Here is a 19,855-nt window from a genome sequence, read left to right as displayed (position 1 = left end):
AATTTAAAAAATCTACGACTTTTGCATACGTAGGTTTAATGAAGAAAAGGCTTTGTTTTCTTGACATCAATGCTCCATAATCAATTTGTGTTTTGATAGGATGATAATATTTCGCGCAAAACAATAAGGGAGTATTTTAATTTTACTCCCTACAAATTTAGAATAAACGCTTATGATTTTTTCTCAAACAGAAAAATTTTATGTATTTCTACCCATAAAATGCATTTTCTTCGTAGTCAAATCTTTTTTCATATTAACTGATGAAACAATCCGTGTCTCGTGCAGTACCAAATGAGCATTCCATGACCTCTCTTGGGTATCCGAAGCTGTATATCCCATTCGGGATATTGCTTGATAATCTGCACGCGGTCACCAGTTGCAAATGCTATAAATGATATATAATGTTCCTTGTCCATCGGATGATCTGTTGTAACATACCAGTCATCCTCAATTACTTCTACAGAAAGCTTCTCATCATTTTTAGCCTTCTGCATCTCCTGTTCATCGATTTTCCTGCCACAGCACGATACCTCCGCATCACCTGTACATAGCGAAATGTTATGGCACACAGGGCATACATAATATTTTACCTTTTTCATATTTCCTCCCACAAAGTCATTAGGCGTCAAATTACCGCTTAAAAGTTTACCTATATCCACTCCCAAGATATCAGCCAGTTCAGGGAGCAAAGAAACATCGGGACACCCTAGACCGCGTTCCCATTTGGAAATAGTCTTATCGCTTATATTCATTTTATCCGCAAGCTGTTTTTGCGTCATTTCTTTTTCTATCCGTAATTTACGAATAATATTGCCAATATCTATATTTTGCATCATTCCATCTCCATGCATATATTGTAATGAAAAAACCTGCATTTTTCAATAAACGCTCCGTAGAGTTATGGGACTCTGATCATTTTTCTATTTCCGATGTTTCAATCTCTTTAACGGGCAAATCAGTTACAACTTTATAGCCATGTACAGGGCGGCTCGGGCGCTATTGTGCATTTGACCATTCCGTAAAATAAGAATACCGCTTATTTTTCATTTCGGCCACAATTCGTCATCAATACCACGCACTCAACGTGGCTTGTCTGGGGGAACATATCTATAGGCTGAACTTTTTGTGTGATGTATCCATTATTTTCTAAGTAGCGAAGGTCTCGTGCTAAAGTTGCAGGGTTGCACGAAACGTATACTATTCTTTTTGGAGAAATTTCTGCTATGACTTCCAGTGCTTTTTGCTCACAGCCGCTGCGGGGCGGATCTGTGACTATAACATCCGGCCTTATACCTGCTTTGGCCATTTCAGGTAAAATCTTTTCTGCTGCTCCCTTTATAAACTCAGTATTTTCAATATTGTTTATTGCAGCATTTACTTTAGCATCTTCTACAGCTTGGGAAACTATTTCGATTCCATAAGCTTTTTTCGCTCTTTTGGCAAGAAGTAATGTAATGGTTCCTGTGCCGCAGTAGACATCGATGACCGTTTCATCTTTACCAATATTTGCGTATTCCATCACTTTGCTGTAAAGAACTTCGGCCTGTATCGAATTTACCTGAAAGAACGAAACCGGCGATATTTGAAATTTTGTATCACATAAATACTCAAAAATATTAGGCTCGCCGTATAACAAAATGTTCTCTTTTCCCATTATAATATTTGTTTTTTGAGTGTTTACACTTAAAATCAAGCTTTTAAAACCAGGTATTCTGCCTTTTAACATTTCTATTAATTTATCTGTAAAAGGAATCTTTCTGCCATTTACGGTAAGAATTACCATCACTTCTTTACTGTTAAAACCTACCCTAGTCCCTACATGTCTCAGCAGTCCCTCGTGCTTTGTTTCATCATAAACTGATATGTTATACTTTTTAATCCATTCCTTTGCAGCTAGCATAATACTATTTGCAATAGGGTGTTGAATCATGCAATTATCTAGATCTACTATATCATGGCTTCTTTTTTTGTAAAAGCCGATTATGGGCTTGCCGTTTTGAAGCCCCATCGGGTACTGGGATTTGTTTCTGTAATACCATGGCTGTTCCATTCCTATAGTGTCCAAAACTTCCGCGTTAATATGGCCGATTCGCCTAAGGCTGTCACTGACCTTCAATGTTTTAAATCGAAGCTGTCCCTCATATGTCAAATGCTGAAGGTCGCACCCGCCGCATTGGCTTATATATTTGCAGGGCGGGCTGCAGCGTTCCTTGGAAGGCTCCAATATTTGAATCGCTTCAGCAATTGCATAATCCTTCTTTACTTTATTTATTTTTGCGATACACTTTTCGCCTGTTATTGCTCCTTCCACAAATACGGTAAATTCTCCAACTTCCCCGATTCCCTGTCCTTCATGGGCCATCTTTTCAATTTTCAATTCTAAGTGGCTGCCAATTTCCAAAACAGGTCTGTTTTTTTCTTTCACTTAATCTCCTCCGTTCTTGCAAAACCACAATTCTTTCATAAAGGTGTACGTTTGCTAAAATTTTCCGATGATATGGTTTTACTTGTATAATATTACACAATTAGATATAATTAGTAAAAAGATTACAATTTAACCAACTTCTCCTATAAAAAGCAAAAATTATTGAGATTTATATAAAAATTTAAATTATAACAATCAAACTAAGGGGGTTTTACCTTGAAATCAAAGCTCAAGTTTCCAAAGCTACCTAAAAAAGGCAAGGCAGAGTCTAAAAAATTAAAGCTTGCCGAAACTAAAGTCAAAAGCAGCTTAAAAACCAGATTGGCAGTCTTTTTTATTGTTATGGCACTTATTCCTACGATATGCCTAGGTATTGTTGCAACACAGATAGCGGGAAATTCGGTAAAGGACGAGATACAAGAAAAAGCAAGTATAATTGTTGACAATCTTGCCCAAAACATCGACCTTTTTGTTGAACAAAATAAAAACCTTGTTTCTTTTGTTGCAAGTACTAAAACATTAAGAAGTATGGACGAAACTCAAATTTCCCCATTCTTATATGATGTAACTCAACAAAATGCTCAGATTTTGCGCGTTTATGTGGCAAACGTCAAGGACAATAGTGTTTTTGCGATTCCTTACGCCACATTCCCTGAAGGCTTTAACGTAGCCAATGAGGAATGGTATAAAGGGGCTTTGGCGGTAAAAGGAAATTACATATCAAATGTCAGAATAGATGAGCTATCCGGAAATTCTATAATATCTATTTCAAATATAGTCTTATCTGACACAGGCGAACCGGTAGGCGTTATTTGCGCCGATGTGTCGCTGGTTAATTTGACTAGAACAGTAATGAACATGAAAATAGGAGATAACGGCTTTGCTTTTATTACCGATAAGGACGGTACTGTAATTGCTCATAAAGATTATAAGATAGTTAAGGCACATGAAAATTACTCAAAGTATGATTTTGTAAAGAAAGCCTTAACTTCTGAAAAGGGCTTTATTACATATAAAAGCGATCAAGGCAAAGAGTATTTTATTGCATTTGGCAATTATAAGCTGCTTGGCTGGGGAATATTCGTACAGCAGCCTGTATCAGAAGCCTTTGCCCCTGTTTCTGCTATCACTAAATCGGTTATAATTATATCATTAATCGTACTTATTGTCAGCTTGGCCCTAGGCATGTTTCTCGGCAATCTGATAACAAAACCGATGCAGTCTTTGCTTAGAATAACGCAGAGTGTCACAAATAATGATCTTACGCAAACTGTAGCTCTCTCGGACAACAGTGAAATAGGCGCTCTTGCACTTTCGTTTGACGCAATGACCTTGAACCTTAAAAAACTGGTGCAAGAGGTTATTCAAGCTGCGAAAAACCTTTCTGCTTCAGCATCTGAACTTGCCTCCGGCGCTGAGCAAAGTTCGCTGTCTGCACAGCAGGTGGCCGAGGCTATAGAACAAATCGCTATAGGTGCAAATGACCAGGCTAAAAAGCTGGAAGAAATATCTGAGGTTGTAAATGAACTGGTGATTTCCAACGGCAGAGTTGAGGAAAATGTCAATCTAACCGTAAAATCCGCTGAGAATATGGCGCAAAAGGCTCAGGAAAGTCAGCAAAAAATCCATCAATCAACAAACAAAATGGATTCAATAAAAATCTCTGTGGATGGATCAAACAATATAATGAAAGAGTTGGATACAAGGCTTCACGAAATAGGCAATATAACTAATATTATCCGAGAAATCGTTGATCAGACTAATCTATTGGCTCTTAATGCATCCATTGAAGCTGCCAGAGCAGGAGAACACGGCCGCGGTTTTGCGGTGGTGGCAGATGAGGTAAGAAAGCTTGCTGAGCAGTCCGGAAAGGCGGCAAAAGAAATCTCTGACATAGTAAAAACTATACAAACAAGCAGTAAAGTCGCTGTAGACTCAATGTCAAAAAGTAAGCGCGAAGTCGAGGAAGGACAAGAATTGATTCAAGATATCAACGAACATATCGATACTTTAATGGCAGAAATAGACAAGGTTACTAATCAGGCTAAAAACATTTCTGAAGAGCTTACTCAGCAGTATACCCATATTGATGGCATTGTCCGTATGATTTCAGACATATCCAGTATATCTCAGGAAACCGCTGCCGGAACTGAAGAGGTTTCTGCTTCTACCGAAGAACAGACTGCAACCATGGAAAATATATCGGCTGCAGCTCAAGACCTTGCAAAACTTGCTGATAACTTGTTAGCATTGGTAGGTAAATTTAAAGTATAAACTTAATTTTGATAAAGCACCGGTATTTTTACCGGTGCTTTTTATGCTTTCGATGGCCCTATGATTTTAAGGCCTTCAAATTTTAATTGTCTCAGTGCCTCATATACCACAATGGCGACAGAATTGGAAAGATTAAGAGACCTTGCCTCATCCGACATGGGTATTCTTACACATCTTTCCCAATTGGCCTGCAGGAGTTGCATAGGAAGGCCTGCCGTCTCTTTTCCAAACACAAGATAAGAATTTGGCCCGTAAGTTACATCAGTATAGCATTTTTTTGCTTTTGTAGTTAAAAAATATTTGTCAGTGCCGGGGTTTTTCTCTTCAAACTCAGCATAATTTTCATAATACTTTATATCCACAAGATGCCAGTAGTCAAGACCTGCTCGCTTTAAGTACTTATCCTCCAAGCTAAAACCTAAAGGCCCTACAAGGTGCAATACCGAATTTGTGGCAGCACATGTTCTTGCGATATTTCCGGTATTTTGAGGTATCTCAGGTTCAACCAATACTATATTCAGCATTAAAGTTTCATCTTCCTTTACGAAATATCAATAGTTTTTCTGATTCTTTTATCGAAATAACATAATTTATTATAGCCAAAACTCTTGGCAAATTCCAGGGCTTTATCGAAATCCCGGCCCACATCTTCCGGAATGTGCGCATCTGAATTAATTATTATGGGAACATCATATTTCTTAAAAAAGCTCATAAGTTCCGGCGATGGATAAATTTCTCCCACCGGTTTTCTAAGCCCGGCAGTGCTGACTTCCATACATATATCAGTATCTTTTGCTGTTTTTGCAAGTTCCTGGTACACCGGCGCCATATCTTTTGCTGCTCTATAGCCAAATACTTTGATTACATCAGGGTGGGCGATAAAATCAAAGATGCCGGATTTTACAGCCATAATAAGCACTGAAAAATAATCCTCATATAATTTATTTACATCGGATTTTTCCCATATAGACTTTAGAAGGGGATGATCAAACCCAAAATCTCCCAGCCAATGCACAGAACCTATCACAAAGTCAAAGGGGTACGATTTTGAAAATTTGCGTATTTCCTTTTCATATTCCGGTACATAATCCAACTCTATGCCCAACTTTACCGGAAAGCCAGATTTTTTTGCTTCTTCTACTGCTTTTATATATTCTTCGATGCTTTCTGTCGCTTCTTTTTGTGTCCATTCTCCTCTAAAGCCCTCGCTTGCAAGTAAACTAACTGACTCCTTAAATCTGTGGCCGTGTTCTGAGAAGCCTATTTCTACCACATTTCGCTTTTTACCCACTTCTACAAATTTCTGCATCCATTCAAGACTAAAGGGTCCATTTTCAAGATGCACATGAAAATCGCGAAATTCCATAATTTTCTCCTTTCATTGTCTCCGTGTTTTGCAGCATTTAAGCAACTATTATTATAACAAAAAAGAACCCATTTAAATAGCTTGTTTGTTTGGGTATGCTATATGGCAAATTGTTCTGTTGTAAGAAGAAAAGGCTCGGTATCTTAAGATGCCGGGCCTTTTCTTTATAGAATATTTATTTTGCCTTGGTTTTCCCTTGCTAGACAGCTGCCTCGATTTTGTTATTTGCTTTTGCCTTTACTTTTGGAAATCCAAAAGCTATTGCAAGAAGCGCCGTAATGCCTAAAAGATAGGGATAATAGAGTGTGGGCATTATCTCAATAGGCGAAAGGCCGGACAGCTGGCCTGCTAAAAGCATTTGAGCTCCGTAAGGTATAATCCCCTGCCACACACAGGAAAAAATATCTAACATACTTGCGCTTCGCCGCGGATCCACACCATTTTCATCGGCAATCTGTTTTGCCATAGGACCCGTTATAACAATGGCTACTGTATTATTAGCAGTACAGATGTCTGCAACTGATACAAGAGCTGCAATACCAAGCTCTGCTCCTTTTACGCTCTTTATCTTGCTGCTGATAAGATTTAAAAGGTAGTCTATGCCGCCTTCTTTGGAAATCAAGGCCGCAAGACCTCCTATCAAAAGCGATAGTATGAATATCTCCTGCATGGATGTAAAGCCTTCATAGATTTTTTGAGAGTATCCGATAAGAGTAAAGCTGCCTTCGGCAAGGCCTATTACTCCGCCTAATGCAATACCTATTATAAGGACCAGGAAAACATTCATCCCGGCTAACGCAAGAACTAAAACCGATATGTACGGGATGATTTTTATAAAACTGTACTCTAAATCGGTAGGAATTTTTCCGCTTACACCAAAAATCGTCATTACAACTATTGTTGCAATTGCCGCAGGTAATGCTATTAAAAAGTTCATGATAAATTTGTCTCGCATCTCGCAGCCTTGAGTGCGAGTTGCAGCGATAGTTGTATCAGATATCATGGAAAGATTGTCGCCGAACATTGCTCCACCGACTACTGCTCCAACAGCTAAAGCTACCGGAAGCTGGGCCTTTACAGCCATCTCTACTGCAATGGGCGCCACCGCGCCTATAGTTCCCATAGATGTTCCCATGGCTGTTGCAACAAATGAGGCAATTATGAAAAGTCCGGGTAAAATGAGTCTGGGAGGTATAACTGAAAGTCCGAAATTTACAGTGGAATCCACGCCTCCCATGGCGCTTGCCACCGCAGAAAATCCACCGGCCAAAAGATAAATCATGCACATTATAATGATATTGCTTTCGCCTACGCCGGCCACAAATGTATCCATTTTTTCATCCATGGTGCCCTTGCAAACAATAAATGCAACAATGATTCCAACAACGGCTGCAACAGGTGCAGGTAACTGATAAAACGCAAATTCTACGCCCTTAGCATTAAAATACAGACCTGAGCCTAAAAATAATACTAAAAACACAACTAATGGCAGTAATGCTACCGGATTGCCTTTCTTCATTCATATCCTCCTTTTTATATTTTATTTTAAATTTGCCGGCCCATAAGACCGGCAAACAAAATTATACCATAGTATCTGTTTTAATCCTACTTTGTTTGTTTTGCAACTTCATTTAATGCCTGATCTAAATCAGCAATTATATCCTCCACATCTTCAATACCTACAGAGAGTCTTACCTGACCGTCAGTAATTCCTGCCTTTAACCTTTCTTCACGAGGCACCGGTGAATGTGTCATGGAAGCCGGATGCTGAATAAGTGAGTCAACACATCCTAAGCTCACTGCAAGTGTTATCATTTTAACACTATTCATCAGTACTTTGCCTGCTTCAAGACCGCCTTTTAGTTCAAAGGTTATCATTCCGCCAAATCCATCCATCTGCCGTTTGGCAAGTTCATATTGGGGATGTGAGGGAAGTCCGGGATAGTAAACTTTATCTACTAAAGGATGATTTTCCAGGTATTCAGCTACTTTTTGCGCATTGGCACAGTGTCTGTCCATTCTTACTCCCAATGTCTTTATTCCCCTCATTAAAAGCCATGCATCAAAAGGCGATAAGATTCCGCCAAAATCCTTTAAGTAGGGTATGCGCATTGGATCCAATAATTCCTTAGGTCCCACTATAAGTCCTGCCAGCAAATCTCCGTGTCCGCCAAGGTATTTTGTGGCACTATGAACCACTACATCTACGCCGTGCTCTATAGGTCTTTGCAGGTATGGAGACATAAATGTGTTGTCTGTTATAATATATGCGCCGTGTTTATGAGCTATTTCAGATGCGCCCTTAAGGTCTACCAGTTTCATAGTGGGGTTTGCCGGTGTCTCAACATATACAACTTTTGTATTAGGCTTCATGGCATTTTCGATATTTTCCAGTTTAGATGTATCCACCATAGTAACTTCAATGCCATACTGAGGTAAGATTTCGCTTATAAAGCTGTGAGTGCATCCATACAATGCATCTCCGGCTACAATATGATCGCCCTTTTTAAGCAGTGTTACAAGAGCAGTGGAAATTGCAGCCATTCCTGAGGCTGTTGCAATAGCCTCTTCTCCCCCCTCCAGGACTGCCACCTTTTTTTCCAGTTCGGAAATCGTGGGATTGCCAAGCCTTGTGTAAATATAGCCTTCCTCTTCCCCTGCAAATCTGCGAGCTCCCTGATCTACATCTTTAAACACAAAGGTGGATGTCTGATAAATCGGTGTTACATGAGCTCCTGTTGCAGGACATGGTTTCTGGCCTGCATGAATAGCTTTTGTATTAAAGCCTTTTGTTTTTATGTTATTCATAAGATAAGCCTCCCAAAAAATAAATTTATAATTTCTGACTATTATATTATGCAAGACTTGTGCCAATCATAAGATGGTCATAATATGACCCTAATGGTAATTTTTTTAACCGTACATAAAAATATAACGGTAAAAATTTCTACCATTGGTAAATAATTTTACCGTTAAAGTTCCTCATGATTAATATTGTACTGCTTTATTTTATTTATCACGGTTGCATGAGTTACGCCAAGGGCCTTTGCAGCTTTTCTTATACTCTTATGCTGTTTTAAAGCTTCTACTATTGCAATCTTTTCAGTCTCTGCTACGATATCCTTTAGAGTCCTCTGACTTTTTGAGTTTATTACGGCATTGCTTTTTAAGTCATCATGACGAAATAATAAATGCTGAGGTTCAATTCTATTATCGCACAAGTTTATAGCCCTTTCTATAACATTGGACAATTCCCTTATATTTCCGGGCCATTCGTATTTTATTAAAAGCTCCATAGCCTCATCGCTTATGCCTTCCACTTTTTTGCCCATTTTGTATGAAATCTTTTTGATATATGCGTGAACCAATATAGGAATATCTTCTTTTCTCTCTCGCAGCGGAGGTATAACAAGGGGAATTACATTTAAACGATAGTACAGGTCATCTCGGAATTGGCCATTTTTCATGAGTTCCTCCAAGTTCCTGTTTGTGGCTGCTATAATTCTTACATCCACCGGTATCTCCTCGTTTGCCCCTACTTGCCTGATTTTGTTTTCTTGAAGAACCCGAAGAAGTTTTACCTGTAAATGGGTTGAAAGTTCTCCTATTTCATCTAAAAACAGAGTGCCTTTGTCCGCATATTTAAACAAGCCCTGCTTTCCGCCTTTTTTCGCACCTGTAAAAGCCCCTTCTTCATATCCGAAAAGCTCGCTTTCCAGCAGTGCATCAGGCAGGGCTGCACAGTTTACCGCAACAAACGGTTTGTCTCTTCTAGGACTTGCCATGTGAATCGATCTTGCAAAAAGTTCCTTGCCGGTGCCGCTTTCTCCTCGTATCAGCACAGTAGAATCGCTTTTTGCCACCATCATCGCAAGTTCCTTTGCCTTAGTAATAGCCTCGCTTTTTCCTAAAATTTCATCAAACGTAATCATGGGAGTTTGGGTAAAATCGTGAATAAGCTCCATTACAGTTTCTATATCCTTCAATGATGCAACTGCACCTATCGGCTTGCCTTCTTCGTCGAGAATGGGCCGGCCTGATGTGATATAGTGGCTCTTGAGCTTTTCGGTGTTTATAATCATCTCTTCATTGTCATAGCTTTCACCTGTAACTATGGTTTTCAGCATGGGGATATCGGGTGATATAAGGTCAGCGATATTTTTTCCCATAGCGTCTTTTGCTTTAATCTTGAGGATTTTTTCTGCCGCCGGGTTAAATGTTGTAATAATTCCCTTATCATCAACAGCAATTATCCCTTCTCCTGCCGCATCCAGCACTGCTTTTATATGTCTTTCCCGTCTTTCATGAGGCAAAAGTTCAACCTTCTTTACTTCGAGCACATCTTCCTCGGCCTGAAGCTGAGTTATTAGATCGGATAGCGGTATCCGAAGACTGGAGTCTATCTTTATGCATGCTAAGCCCGGGCTCACTTCTAAAGCCTTTAGGTTTACATCATATCGATAGAGTATTCTTAAAATATCTAAAGCCATGCCAATTCTGTCTCTTGTGTATATTTGAAGTCTTATGCTGCTCAACTTCCCACCTCCGCCTTTTATTATATCACAAATAGAAAAAGCCCGGACTTTTAAAATCCAGGCTTTACTTCCCCTATTAATATCCGTTTTGGGCCGTATGATGGTTCTGGTAGCATTCGCTGCAGTATACGGGTCTATCATTTCTGGGCTTAAAGGGAACTTGTGTGGTCGCTCCACAGTCGGCGCAAACTGCTTCATACATTTGTCTGTTCTGCTTTCTTTGGCCATTGCCGTTCATTTTCTTTTTGCGTGCGTCGCGGCAGTCTTTGCATCTGATGGGTTCGTTCTCGAAACCCTTCTCTGCGTAAAATTCTTGTTCGCCTGCAGTGAAGACAAATTCCTTGCCACACTCTTTACACACTAATGTTTTGTCCTGAAATGCCATTAAAAAACCCCTCACTTTGAAAAGTTGTATTGGCATCTTAGCTGACCTGGTTTTTCCCCAAAACGCCGTATACTGCGAGTGGAACGCCACTCTGGGAGTCGTTTCGCCTACGGCCGTAGCATCGACTTTCAACCACAGACCTAAGTTATGCCTCAAGCCTAATTATAAACGCAATTCTTGAAAAAAGCAAGAAAAATAATTTGTTATTCATACTTCGCCACTTTATTTTTTTGTATCAATAAAAGCCCCGCCCCGCGAGGTTTTCCCAATAACTCCGTATCCTTTGAGGGCGCTTTTCATACTATTTAAATTTTCAATATCATCTTTTAGTTTTAAGAACATCTTTTCAATAGAGCTTCGATTTTCATCATCAAGTTTTTTTATTTTTTTAAGCCATTCTCCTATAGTATTGTATAACTGCCTGATTTTAGGGTCTGAATGGTTGAGCATATACTCCCTCATAGCTGCGATATCGCCTTTAAAAAGCGCAGACAGGCGGCTGTCTGTAAGATCGATTTCACTTATAAGCTGCTGCCTGCCGCTCATGGTATTTAGCAAGTCTTCAGCATCGTCTTTTTGCAGTGCGCCGGAAATTTTCTCTGTGCTGCTATAAAGTTTTTCCATATAGCTTAATTTATCTTCAAGCAATTTCAATACATCTTTTTCCATTGTATTTCTCCTGCTGCCTTTTTTGATAAATCAGGCATTCTTTTTTAATCTAATGCAGGCTTCGCTCCATGTATCTTTTAAATCTGTTAGCATTGACTCTACTGTATCGAGTATATTTACATCTTTCTTGATATTTGCTTCAATAAGCTGTCTATACAAAAAATCGTAGATTTTTACAAGGTCTTCTGACACTTCGTAGCTCATGTCAAGGCTTGCTTCAAGCTCGGCAATTATGTCCTCGGCTCTTGCAATATTGTAGTTGGCACTCTCAATGTCTTTTTCCTCCACGGCTTTTTTTGCAAGCCTTACAAATTTTATCGCTCCCTCAAACAGCATAATCATTAATCGTTCAGGAGAGGCTGACATTATGGAATTATAACGGTACTGTTGATAACCGTTGGCGTTTATCATCTATAGACCCCCTTTGCATCTGCTATAAAATCTAAGAGCTGCTGCCCGAATATGTTCCAAACTGCATACTTATCCACATGCTCTGCTGGTTTGCGTACTGGACGGCTTGCTCCATTGCGGTAAATTTGCTCCAGTAGCGATCTTCTGTCTGTTTCAGTTGTTCTTCTAATGCTGAAATGCGGTCCTCTGTCTCGGTAATCTTTTTCCCAAGTACGCTGTCATCATATATCTGATATTCTCCGCCGCCGGCTTTTTGAGTAATATCATTTATACCGCTCTTTAGTATATCATATACGCGGGTCGCAACTCCTTGGCTGCTGTAATTATCGCCTGAGCTGTTGAAAAGCTTTGTAATGCTGTCAGGATCTTGGGTGATAGCCGCTCGAAGTTTGTCCTCATCAACGTATAGTTTGCCTTTTTCTTTCCAATTACTTGTGGTGATACCTATGGAAGAAAGAGAATTTAGACCTTTCGGCAGTCCTGCAACCGGTGTAGATACCGCCGAGCGAAGATTATTTACTATATTGTTTAATATCGAGTCAGATCTGAGAAGCCCGCTTTTCGCCTTTTCTTCCCACAGCTTTATCTCATCTTCACTCATGGCACTTCTTTGTTCTTGGGTAAGAGGAGTGTAATCTTTGTAGCGCTGCTCAGAAAGTTTTCCGTTTATTAAGTCGATGGTTTCGTTATAAAGGTCAACGTACTTTTTTATATTGTCTACTACGCTGTCCACATCATTTTCCAAATGAAAGGACGCGGTTTTGCCAACTTCCATGGTTTCTTTTAGGGTAAATCTCATACCTAAAGCAGTAAAATCATTTGTAGATTTTTCAACAATGGTGCCGTTTAAAACTATTCTGGCGTTTTCCCCTGAAGCCTCGGCTGCATTAAACCCGAGAGCCGTGAAAAATCCGCTGTCATCAGTTATTTCTACCTTTGCGCCAAGACCTGTTTCTTTTGATGATATTACAAGTTTGTCTGTTAGCGCATCGTAGCGTGCTGTAGCGCCTAAATCCGCTGTTGTATTTATTTTATCAAGGATAGTCTGCAAGCTTGCATTAGAATCAAATTCAAAGGCTTTTCCGTTTATCTTAAAGGATATATTTGTATCTCCAATACTGCCTGATATCTGAGACTTTAGAGATGTGTTTAGATTTAGCGGGCTATAAGCTGCGCCGTCGCTAAATCCGATCTTTGAAAGGGTTGTGTCATTTTCAACTGCATTTAAGGTTATCGGGACTTTGTTGTAGTTTTCTGCAGGTTGTAATGTAAGCTTATTATTCTGAATGTTTACCTGCACCCGCTTTATACCGCTGATGGTATCTCCGTTGCTGTCGCCCTGCCAGCCGAAGGCTGTATTTATAGCCCTCTCCAGGTCTTGTGCCAGAGCCTCCATATCGTCGGCATTTGACGTGTCATATGTTCCGGCGTTTAGTTCAACAGTCTTTTTTACTCCATTTATTGTTACAGAAAATCTGCTGCCTTCTGTAATTTCTATCTGGCCGGAAAGCTCCTGTCCTGTTAATGGTTTTGCAAGGCCAGATGCGCTTTCAAGCTTTGCATAGCTTGCTATCTGTTCAACTTTAACAGTATAATTTCCGGGAACGGCTGCGGCACCTGGCGCCACTGAAAAATACTTGCTAAAGTCTGCACCATCGTTCATTGTCCCTACTGCTTTATATTTCAAATACGAACCTGCAAGCTTCATATTAAATGTGCTGTCGTAAAAGGACTTTAGCTTTAGGTTTATATCCCGGTAGTCTGATTTTTGCCATTCTAGAATTTGCTTTTGCTGGTAGAGCTTGTCGACTTTTGTCCTTTCAGCCTTCATCAGGTCTGATACAATTTGGTCTATATCCATACCCGAGACCAAACCGCCTATTCTCATTGAACTTGAGGCCATTTTTCTCACCTCCTCTAAGGCTTATGCCTTCTCATCTACTATAAGGCCTGCCTGTTTCCAGAGCCCCGCTAAAAGATCGAGGAACTTTTCCGGGGGAATCTCCGCTATTACGTCGCTGGTTATTCTGTCAACTATTCTAACCATCACTCTTTTGGTTCCGTCATGGATTTTAAACTCCATTCGCGTAGATGTATATTCATTTGATAAACTTCTCAAGCTTTTTATGTCAAGCTCAAAATCCTTATTTTCTTGACCGCCCCTAAGATCAGCAGCTTCTCCTGTGGTTTTTGAAAGGTTTTGCGCAAAGCTCATATCTATATTGCTAAAATAAGATGAATCTATCCTCAAATAATATCACCCCGCATAATACACAGCCCGGCGGATTCCGCCGGGCATGCAAGATTATAGAAATAATGCAGAGTTTAACCTAAAAGCTTAAGCACAGTCTGAGGAGCTGCATTAGCTTGAGCCAGCATAGCGGTTGCAGCCTGGGTCAAGATATTCTGCTTAGTGAACTCCATCATTTCCTTCGCCATATCCACATCACGGATACGGGATTCTGCAGCCTGCAGGTTTTCTGCAGATGCATCTAGGTTGTTAATGGTGTGCTCTAAGCGGTTCTGCATAGCACCAAGTTTGGAGCGCTCGGCAGAAACCGTTTCAATAGCTCTGTTTATTACTGTAATTGCCTCATCGGCCGCTGCCTGAGTGGACACATCAATACCCTTCGGTGCCACAGCCTCTTCGATAACTTTACCATCCTCATCTATTACTGCTGCTTGGGCTTTATTTTCTGTTAAAGCAATTGTTATTTTGTCACTTGTATCGCTTAAATTTTCTAGTGTTTTCCCATCTGCCAGATTTATAGTAATACCACCAAAATCCGCATCGCTACCGGTTGTAAAAGTTGTAGCTGTTTTATCTGTAATAGTAAAGTCCTTGCTGTCAGTGCCGTTGCTTACGGTAATCACTTCTGCAGCGTCTGTGCCTGAAACAGCTCTGTCTGTAGTGGCAGTTGCAGTAAGCCCCAATGTTGCAGAAGCTGTATTAGCAGTTATAGCTACTTGCGCAGAAGCTCCTGTATTTGAAGAAGTAATAGTTAAAGCATCTCCATTGTTCCCAACTGTAAAAGTTACTCCATCATGAGCAGCGCCATCGTAAACAGCATTAATATCACTTTGTAGAGCAGAAACTAAAGTATTGATATCAAAAGCGGTGGTGCTTCCATCAAGAGCACTAACATTTGTCAAGGCTACCTCTTGACCATTTAAAACGATCTTATCTAGCGTTGATAAACTTGTAGTAAAGATGCTGCTTACCTCTGTACCTTCTAATACTGCTGCTTTCGCCGGTTCTGCCGAATACGCAAAGCTTAGCTCTGCACCGTCTACAACTTTGCTCCCTGTAGTATCTGCTAATGTTACACTGCCGATTGAGGAACCAGTTGCAATAGTTGCCTCTTTTACTATGCTGTCAGCGGCTATTCCAAGGGAGTAAGCATCCATCGCATTTATACCTAGGGAAATGTTCTGCCCTTCGTTTGCGCCGATATGGAACTTAATGTCTTTGATTCCGCCGTTTAAGAGCTTTTGTGTGTTAAATTCCGTATTATTAGAAATTCTTGTTATCTCAGCTGCCAATTGGTCGACTTCTTTTTGAATCTCGCCTCTGTCAACTTCGATGTTGGTATCGCTTGATGACTGAACAGCAAGTTCTCTCATTTTCTGCAGAATAGAGTGGGTTTCGTTAAGTCCGCCTTCTGCAGTCTGAATAAGGGAAATACCGTCTTGGGCATTCTTTGATGCCATATTAAGCCCTCTTATCTGTGCTCTCATCTTTTCAGATATTGCAAGTCCTGCAGCGTCGTCACCGGCTCTGTTTATTCTATAACCGGATGACAGTTTTTCAAGTGATTTCTGCATATTTGAATTGTTGATTGAAAGCTGGCGGTGAGTGTTCAGTGCCATAATGTTGTTGTTAATTCTCATTAATTATTCCTCCCTGATTATTTATTTTCCCGCATCCCTGCAGGTAAATTTTTTTCGACCGGCCGGATCGAAATCATCTTTTCACTTTTATTATCGGTAGATATGAAATAGAGTTAATTTTGAAATTCGGCTTTTATATATCATTTTATACGTTTTGCTTCATAAATCTCGCAATTAGTATGCCATTTAGCTTTTTTGCGCTATTTTTCGCTTTGATACTTTGCGGTAACTAATTGTTTTGCTGATAAATAGCTAAAAGTTCTTCCAGATTTATCTCCGGATATATTTCTTTTACAATCTCGCCGATTGATTCTGCTTCATCATTTTTATTCATAATGGTATACAATTGGTATATCAGCATATAATTGTCAATATCTGTTTTATCTAAATTAAGCGCGTTTGAGGCCATGACAAGTGCATCATCATTCATTCCTTTTTCAATTGCTTTTTGCGCAAGATATCTGTAAACTCCCGGATCTTGGCAGTTGCGGTCTGCCGCTATAATATAGGCTTGAAGTGCTTGCTCCTCAAAACCCATTTCCTGCATCATTTTACCGTATCTTGCATAGTCGTCTCTTCCAAAATCAATGTTGTAAATGTTTAGTACATCATTTAGCAGTTCAAATTCATTTATTTTCAATAAGAAACTCAATAATTGGAAAAACGATTCTCTTATATCATCAAACTTTGCTCTCATATCGCCTATTAAACTCAAGAACAGTTTTTTATCTGCTGAATCTTCCAGTTCCCACAATATGTCTTTTGCGCGATCAAGATTTTTTAGTATCATATAGCATAAGGATGTATAGTAAACTGACATACTTTTTGATTTACCGAATTCTGCCTCAAAGTATTTCAAGGCATCTTCATATTTTTTTAGGCCCATGTATGCAATGCCTTTTAAATTATTTAATCCTCCAATTTCAACATTAATTTCTTCAAGATATTGCAGTGCTACGTTGAATTCTCCAACATCCAAGTATAGTTGTGCCAATATAGCAAAGTTGTTAGGATTTGTTTTTTCCACATACTTATCAAAGAATTCTCTTACCGCTTCAGGTGTTTCATTTTTAACAAGGATCTCGAAAAGTTTTTTGAAAACCTGACCGTATCCGGGTTTTATTACGAGCAGCTTGGTGTATTCTTTGACGGCATTATGCAGTTGGCCTAATTTTTCATAGCAAAAAGCGATCATATATCTTGCTTTGTAGCTTCCAGCGCCTGCTATAGTATTTGCAACTCCGCTATATTCACCTATAGACAAACATTCTGTAAACATTTCAATAGCTTTTCGATACCGCTTTTGCTCCACGTATATGCTTGCCTCAAGAAATCTGAAATCCGGTACTTGCGGATATATTGCTGCGGCCTGCTCAATAATATTTAGCGCCTGCTCATACTCCTTTAACTCAGTATGTGCAGATATTAGATATATTAATGTTCTTATCATTAAAGATGAATTAGAAGATAAAGATTTTTGGGCAATCATTAAATGTTTAAGTGCTTTTTGATACTCTCTTGCATTGCAGTATTCTACTCCCAGGTTGACATGCTGGAACATATCGTTGGGATGTTCTAAAAGATAATCTGAAATCATTTTTATATACCGCTGTGTCTTATTCTTTTCAATTCTTATCTCGCTCAAGTATCCATAGTGTAAAATTGTTACATCTGCTTTTTTAAATATAGGCTCACTGCCATCTGCTACGTTTTTTAAATTTTCATGAATAGGATATACGTATTTTAGCTTTCCATTATTTCTAAATAACTTAAAATTATAGTGAATCTGGGCAAGATCGTCTGAAGCATTACTTCCGCTATAGTTTATAAATTTAAATATATAAGCTTCTACAGTGTCATCATTTAGCAATGGCAGGATTTTTGCAACATCTTCTTTTTTAACTTCCTCATCCGCATCTAGGAATAATATCCAATCAGATTTGGCGTGTTCTATAGCAGTATTTCGCGCTTTGCTGAAATCATCCTGCCACTTTTCATGTATCACTCTTGCGCCAAGGTTTTCGGCTATCTCCACCGTCCTATCCTTTGAACCTGTATCCACCACCACAATCTCATCCACTATATCTTTAACACTATTTATACATCGGAAAATATTCTTTTCTTCATCCTTTGTAATGATGCAGAGCGAGAGGGTGGAAGGCTTTAGTTCGCTGTTTAATAAAGCCAACTGTTTCTTAATATCAGTATTTTCATTCATATACGCTGTCTCCCTAAATAATTATTTAAGAGTTTATCAAGCTACTTATTTGCTTCAACAATATTATATAAGTATTCTTCCCATTTCTTCGCTATAATTTTTGCATCAAAATCCAGTGCTGTTTGCCTGCCTCGTTCCGATAATAATTTTCTTAATTTTCTGTTGGAGATTAATTCGATTATTCCATACGCTAAGGAATCAATATCTCCTGGTTCAACTAGTAACATTCTTATGTTAAATCTTCACGCCAGTAATGAGCATTTTTGTCTTCTACATAATGTGGCAGATGTAGCGCTTCTACGCTTTGTTATATTCCTTCCAAAAACCCAAGGTTTCTGTCTTCAAGAGTTCCCACGACGGCCGCTCTGTCTAAAAATGAATTTGAAATTTCGCAGCTTGTTTCCGGAAGAAGGGCGCAGCTGTGGCATGCGGCGTAATTTTATCCACTCTTCTATACATTTATAGCTAAGGATTCCATCTAATTACCACTTGTTACCACTTGTAAAAGTTTGACGTCTTCATTTCCTTTAAGAAATGAGCTGGGTATATAAATACTATTGAACGGCCTATAGTTGTCATATGTATCAAACCTAATAGTATTTGTATGGCAGCTTACTCTCTTGACATACTTAATAATAGGCTCATTTTTTAATTCGGGATTTTCGGTAAAATCTCTCTCGTTTCTAATTGTTTCCGGATCAAATTCTTCCCTAAATTTAATAATCACTTCTATTGATTTTGGAATTGGCTCTGGTACTCTCCGTTTTTGTATAAAGAGATTGCTAAATTCATTGGATTCTTTATAGCTCCATTTGTAAAATGCCCCATTATTGCTTGTACCATTAAAATAAAAGGTTTCTGAAGCAGCCATGGATTTTCCTCCTACGCATTTTATAGATTGGATCTTTACAATTTATACCTATATCATAATATTTTAGTTTGACCGAAGGTTTTTATAATTATCACTATCCTTTTAACATTTTATCTTATTTCTAAATTACTTCTACACAAAATATATATTTCCTTCTTCTTCCAGTCACAATACTTACGCCGATATTAAATCTATTTAAATTCTCTTTAATTGTAGCAAACGCCTTAGGATATTTCATTTTAAGAGAAAGTTTAATTTGCAAAGGTTTTTATTCGAATACAACACTAAAAGAAACTGTATGTCAAGTATTTTAAAACGTAAACACCGGCGGTGTAACTTTGACAGTATTTGAATTACTAACAGCTTCTTTTGCGGCAGATAATTTTTCACTAAGGGAGAATTGGAAATTAAGATACGAAGGCAATCCAAGCAATAATGAATTTGTAATAATATTTCAGTTTTTCAGAGGCTTCCTTGCACCATGTGCCTTGAAAGAGAAAAAACCGCAGCAGTGCGGTTAAGAGTTTCTTTGCATGTTTTTAAGAAAGTCGCAAAAACTTTTTTGTTTCTCTTTGGTTTTATCGTAGATTCGCACGGAAATAATATTAAAAAAAGTCAAGAAAAAAATGTTATAATAAGATTAAAGGTATACTTCCATTTGAAGTTTGTAATTTAAATTATTTCTAATTGAGGTGATGGATTTGAAAAAAGTTAATTTCACAATTCTTATAGAAAAGGACGAAGATGGATTATATATAGCATCAGTGCCTGCATTGAGAGGATGTCATACACAAGCTAAAACCGTTGAAG

Annotated in this window: 19 protein-coding genes; 3 read left to right on the top strand and 16 right to left on the bottom strand. The window is 38.8% G+C overall.

What is annotated here, in order from left to right:
* Positions 1–248 precede the first annotated feature (248 nt).
* Both BUE08_RS10840 and rlmD read right to left on the bottom strand, forming a co-directional pair.
* A complete protein-coding gene (locus BUE08_RS10840; RefSeq protein WP_213951894.1) occupies positions 249–833 on the bottom strand; it encodes a helix-turn-helix domain-containing protein in 585 nt (194 codons plus the stop codon).
* Positions 834–1,036: 203 nt separating this feature from the next.
* A complete protein-coding gene (rlmD, locus tag BUE08_RS10835) occupies positions 1,037–2,425 on the bottom strand; it encodes a 23S rRNA (uracil(1939)-C(5))-methyltransferase RlmD (protein ID WP_286680934.1) in 1,389 nt (462 codons plus the stop codon).
* A 216-nt stretch (positions 2,426–2,641) separates the two neighbouring features.
* Between rlmD and BUE08_RS10830 the strand changes: the two genes are divergently transcribed.
* Complete coding sequence (locus tag BUE08_RS10830; RefSeq protein ID WP_286680933.1) at positions 2,642–4,699, top strand: methyl-accepting chemotaxis protein; 2,058 nt, start codon at positions 2,642–2,644, stop codon at positions 4,697–4,699.
* Positions 4,700–4,740: 41 nt separating this feature from the next.
* Here BUE08_RS10830 and trmL read toward each other — a convergent pair whose 3' ends face one another.
* From trmL to BUE08_RS10760, 14 genes are all read right to left on the bottom strand, one after another.
* Positions 4,741–5,223: a tRNA (uridine(34)/cytosine(34)/5-carboxymethylaminomethyluridine(34)-2'-O)-methyltransferase TrmL gene (gene trmL, locus BUE08_RS10825; protein WP_213951860.1), complete on the bottom strand. Its 483-nt coding sequence runs from the start codon at positions 5,221–5,223 to the stop codon at positions 4,741–4,743.
* A 17-nt stretch (positions 5,224–5,240) separates the two neighbouring features.
* Positions 5,241–6,065: a histidinol-phosphatase gene (locus tag BUE08_RS10820; RefSeq protein ID WP_059031418.1), complete on the bottom strand. Its 825-nt coding sequence runs from the start codon at positions 6,063–6,065 to the stop codon at positions 5,241–5,243.
* A gap of 199 nt (positions 6,066–6,264) precedes the next feature.
* Complete coding sequence (locus BUE08_RS10815) at positions 6,265–7,584, bottom strand: Na+/H+ antiporter NhaC family protein (protein WP_286680932.1); 1,320 nt, start codon at positions 7,582–7,584, stop codon at positions 6,265–6,267.
* Between the two features lie 86 nt (positions 7,585–7,670).
* Positions 7,671–8,873, bottom strand: coding sequence for a methionine gamma-lyase (megL, locus tag BUE08_RS10810; protein ID WP_286680931.1), 1,203 nt, complete (start codon positions 8,871–8,873; stop codon positions 7,671–7,673).
* A gap of 164 nt (positions 8,874–9,037) precedes the next feature.
* Complete coding sequence (locus BUE08_RS10805; protein WP_286680930.1) at positions 9,038–10,600, bottom strand: sigma 54-interacting transcriptional regulator; 1,563 nt, start codon at positions 10,598–10,600, stop codon at positions 9,038–9,040.
* Between the two features lie 76 nt (positions 10,601–10,676).
* On the bottom strand, positions 10,677–10,985 hold the full coding sequence (locus BUE08_RS10800; RefSeq protein WP_059031688.1) for a zinc-ribbon domain containing protein: 309 nt from the start codon (positions 10,983–10,985) through the stop codon (positions 10,677–10,679).
* A 222-nt stretch (positions 10,986–11,207) separates the two neighbouring features.
* Complete coding sequence (gene flgN / locus BUE08_RS10795) at positions 11,208–11,654, bottom strand: flagellar export chaperone FlgN (protein ID WP_213997235.1); 447 nt, start codon at positions 11,652–11,654, stop codon at positions 11,208–11,210.
* A 30-nt stretch (positions 11,655–11,684) separates the two neighbouring features.
* Complete coding sequence (gene fliS / locus BUE08_RS10790; RefSeq protein WP_213997234.1) at positions 11,685–12,065, bottom strand: flagellar export chaperone FliS; 381 nt, start codon at positions 12,063–12,065, stop codon at positions 11,685–11,687.
* Positions 12,066–12,096: 31 nt separating this feature from the next.
* On the bottom strand, positions 12,097–13,968 hold the full coding sequence (fliD, locus tag BUE08_RS10785; protein WP_286680929.1) for a flagellar filament capping protein FliD: 1,872 nt from the start codon (positions 13,966–13,968) through the stop codon (positions 12,097–12,099).
* A gap of 21 nt (positions 13,969–13,989) precedes the next feature.
* Positions 13,990–14,316, bottom strand: coding sequence for a flagellar protein FlaG (locus BUE08_RS10780; protein WP_238142618.1), 327 nt, complete (start codon positions 14,314–14,316; stop codon positions 13,990–13,992).
* A 74-nt stretch (positions 14,317–14,390) separates the two neighbouring features.
* On the bottom strand, positions 14,391–15,956 hold the full coding sequence (locus BUE08_RS10775; RefSeq protein ID WP_286680928.1) for a flagellin N-terminal helical domain-containing protein: 1,566 nt from the start codon (positions 15,954–15,956) through the stop codon (positions 14,391–14,393).
* Between the two features lie 229 nt (positions 15,957–16,185).
* Positions 16,186–18,174, bottom strand: a complete 1,989-nt coding sequence (locus BUE08_RS10770) for a TPR domain-containing glycosyltransferase (protein ID WP_286680927.1) — start codon at positions 18,172–18,174, stop codon at positions 16,186–16,188.
* Positions 18,175–18,215: 41 nt separating this feature from the next.
* Complete coding sequence (locus BUE08_RS10765; RefSeq protein WP_059031427.1) at positions 18,216–18,401, bottom strand: glycosyltransferase; 186 nt, start codon at positions 18,399–18,401, stop codon at positions 18,216–18,218.
* A gap of 251 nt (positions 18,402–18,652) precedes the next feature.
* A complete protein-coding gene (locus BUE08_RS10760) occupies positions 18,653–19,045 on the bottom strand; it encodes a hypothetical protein (protein WP_286680926.1) in 393 nt (130 codons plus the stop codon).
* A 338-nt stretch (positions 19,046–19,383) separates the two neighbouring features.
* Here BUE08_RS10760 and BUE08_RS10755 point away from each other — a divergent pair, with 338 nt between their 5' ends.
* Entirely contained in the window at positions 19,384–19,566 is a 183-nt protein-coding gene (locus tag BUE08_RS10755; RefSeq protein ID WP_286680925.1) for a hypothetical protein, read from the top strand.
* A gap of 174 nt (positions 19,567–19,740) precedes the next feature.
* Positions 19,741–19,855: type II toxin-antitoxin system HicB family antitoxin (locus BUE08_RS10980; protein ID WP_353682124.1), on the top strand; the 115-nt coding region annotated here is incomplete at its 3' end.

The organism is Tepidanaerobacter sp. EBM-49, from assembly GCF_001896645.1.
Taxonomy (GTDB): domain Bacteria; phylum Bacillota; class Thermosediminibacteria; order Thermosediminibacterales; family Tepidanaerobacteraceae; genus Tepidanaerobacter; species Tepidanaerobacter syntrophicus.
This window is presented reverse-complemented; position numbering and strand designations above follow the sequence as displayed.

Coding starts and splice junctions, on each gene's coding strand:
- trmL (WP_213951860.1), bottom strand. CDS start 5,223: ATGCTGAATATAGTATTGGTTGAACCTGAGATACCTCAAAATACCGGA.
- flgN (WP_213997235.1), bottom strand. CDS start 11,654: ATGGAAAAAGATGTATTGAAATTGCTTGAAGATAAATTAAGCTATATG.
- fliD (WP_286680929.1), bottom strand. CDS start 13,968: ATGGCCTCAAGTTCAATGAGAATAGGCGGTTTGGTCTCGGGTATGGAT.
- megL (WP_286680931.1), bottom strand. CDS start 8,873: ATGAATAACATAAAAACAAAAGGCTTTAATACAAAAGCTATTCATGCA.
- BUE08_RS10760 (WP_286680926.1), bottom strand. CDS start 19,045: ATGGCTGCTTCAGAAACCTTTTATTTTAATGGTACAAGCAATAATGGG.
- BUE08_RS10770 (WP_286680927.1), bottom strand. CDS start 18,174: ATGAATGAAAATACTGATATTAAGAAACAGTTGGCTTTATTAAACAGC.
- fliS (WP_213997234.1), bottom strand. CDS start 12,065: ATGATAAACGCCAACGGTTATCAACAGTACCGTTATAATTCCATAATG.
- BUE08_RS10840 (WP_213951894.1), bottom strand. CDS start 833: ATGCAAAATATAGATATTGGCAATATTATTCGTAAATTACGGATAGAA.
- BUE08_RS10765 (WP_059031427.1), bottom strand. CDS start 18,401: ATGTTACTAGTTGAACCAGGAGATATTGATTCCTTAGCGTATGGAATA.
- BUE08_RS10775 (WP_286680928.1), bottom strand. CDS start 15,956: ATGAGAATTAACAACAACATTATGGCACTGAACACTCACCGCCAGCTT.
- BUE08_RS10815 (WP_286680932.1), bottom strand. CDS start 7,584: ATGAAGAAAGGCAATCCGGTAGCATTACTGCCATTAGTTGTGTTTTTA.
- BUE08_RS10820 (WP_059031418.1), bottom strand. CDS start 6,065: ATGGAATTTCGCGATTTTCATGTGCATCTTGAAAATGGACCCTTTAGT.
- BUE08_RS10800 (WP_059031688.1), bottom strand. CDS start 10,985: ATGGCATTTCAGGACAAAACATTAGTGTGTAAAGAGTGTGGCAAGGAA.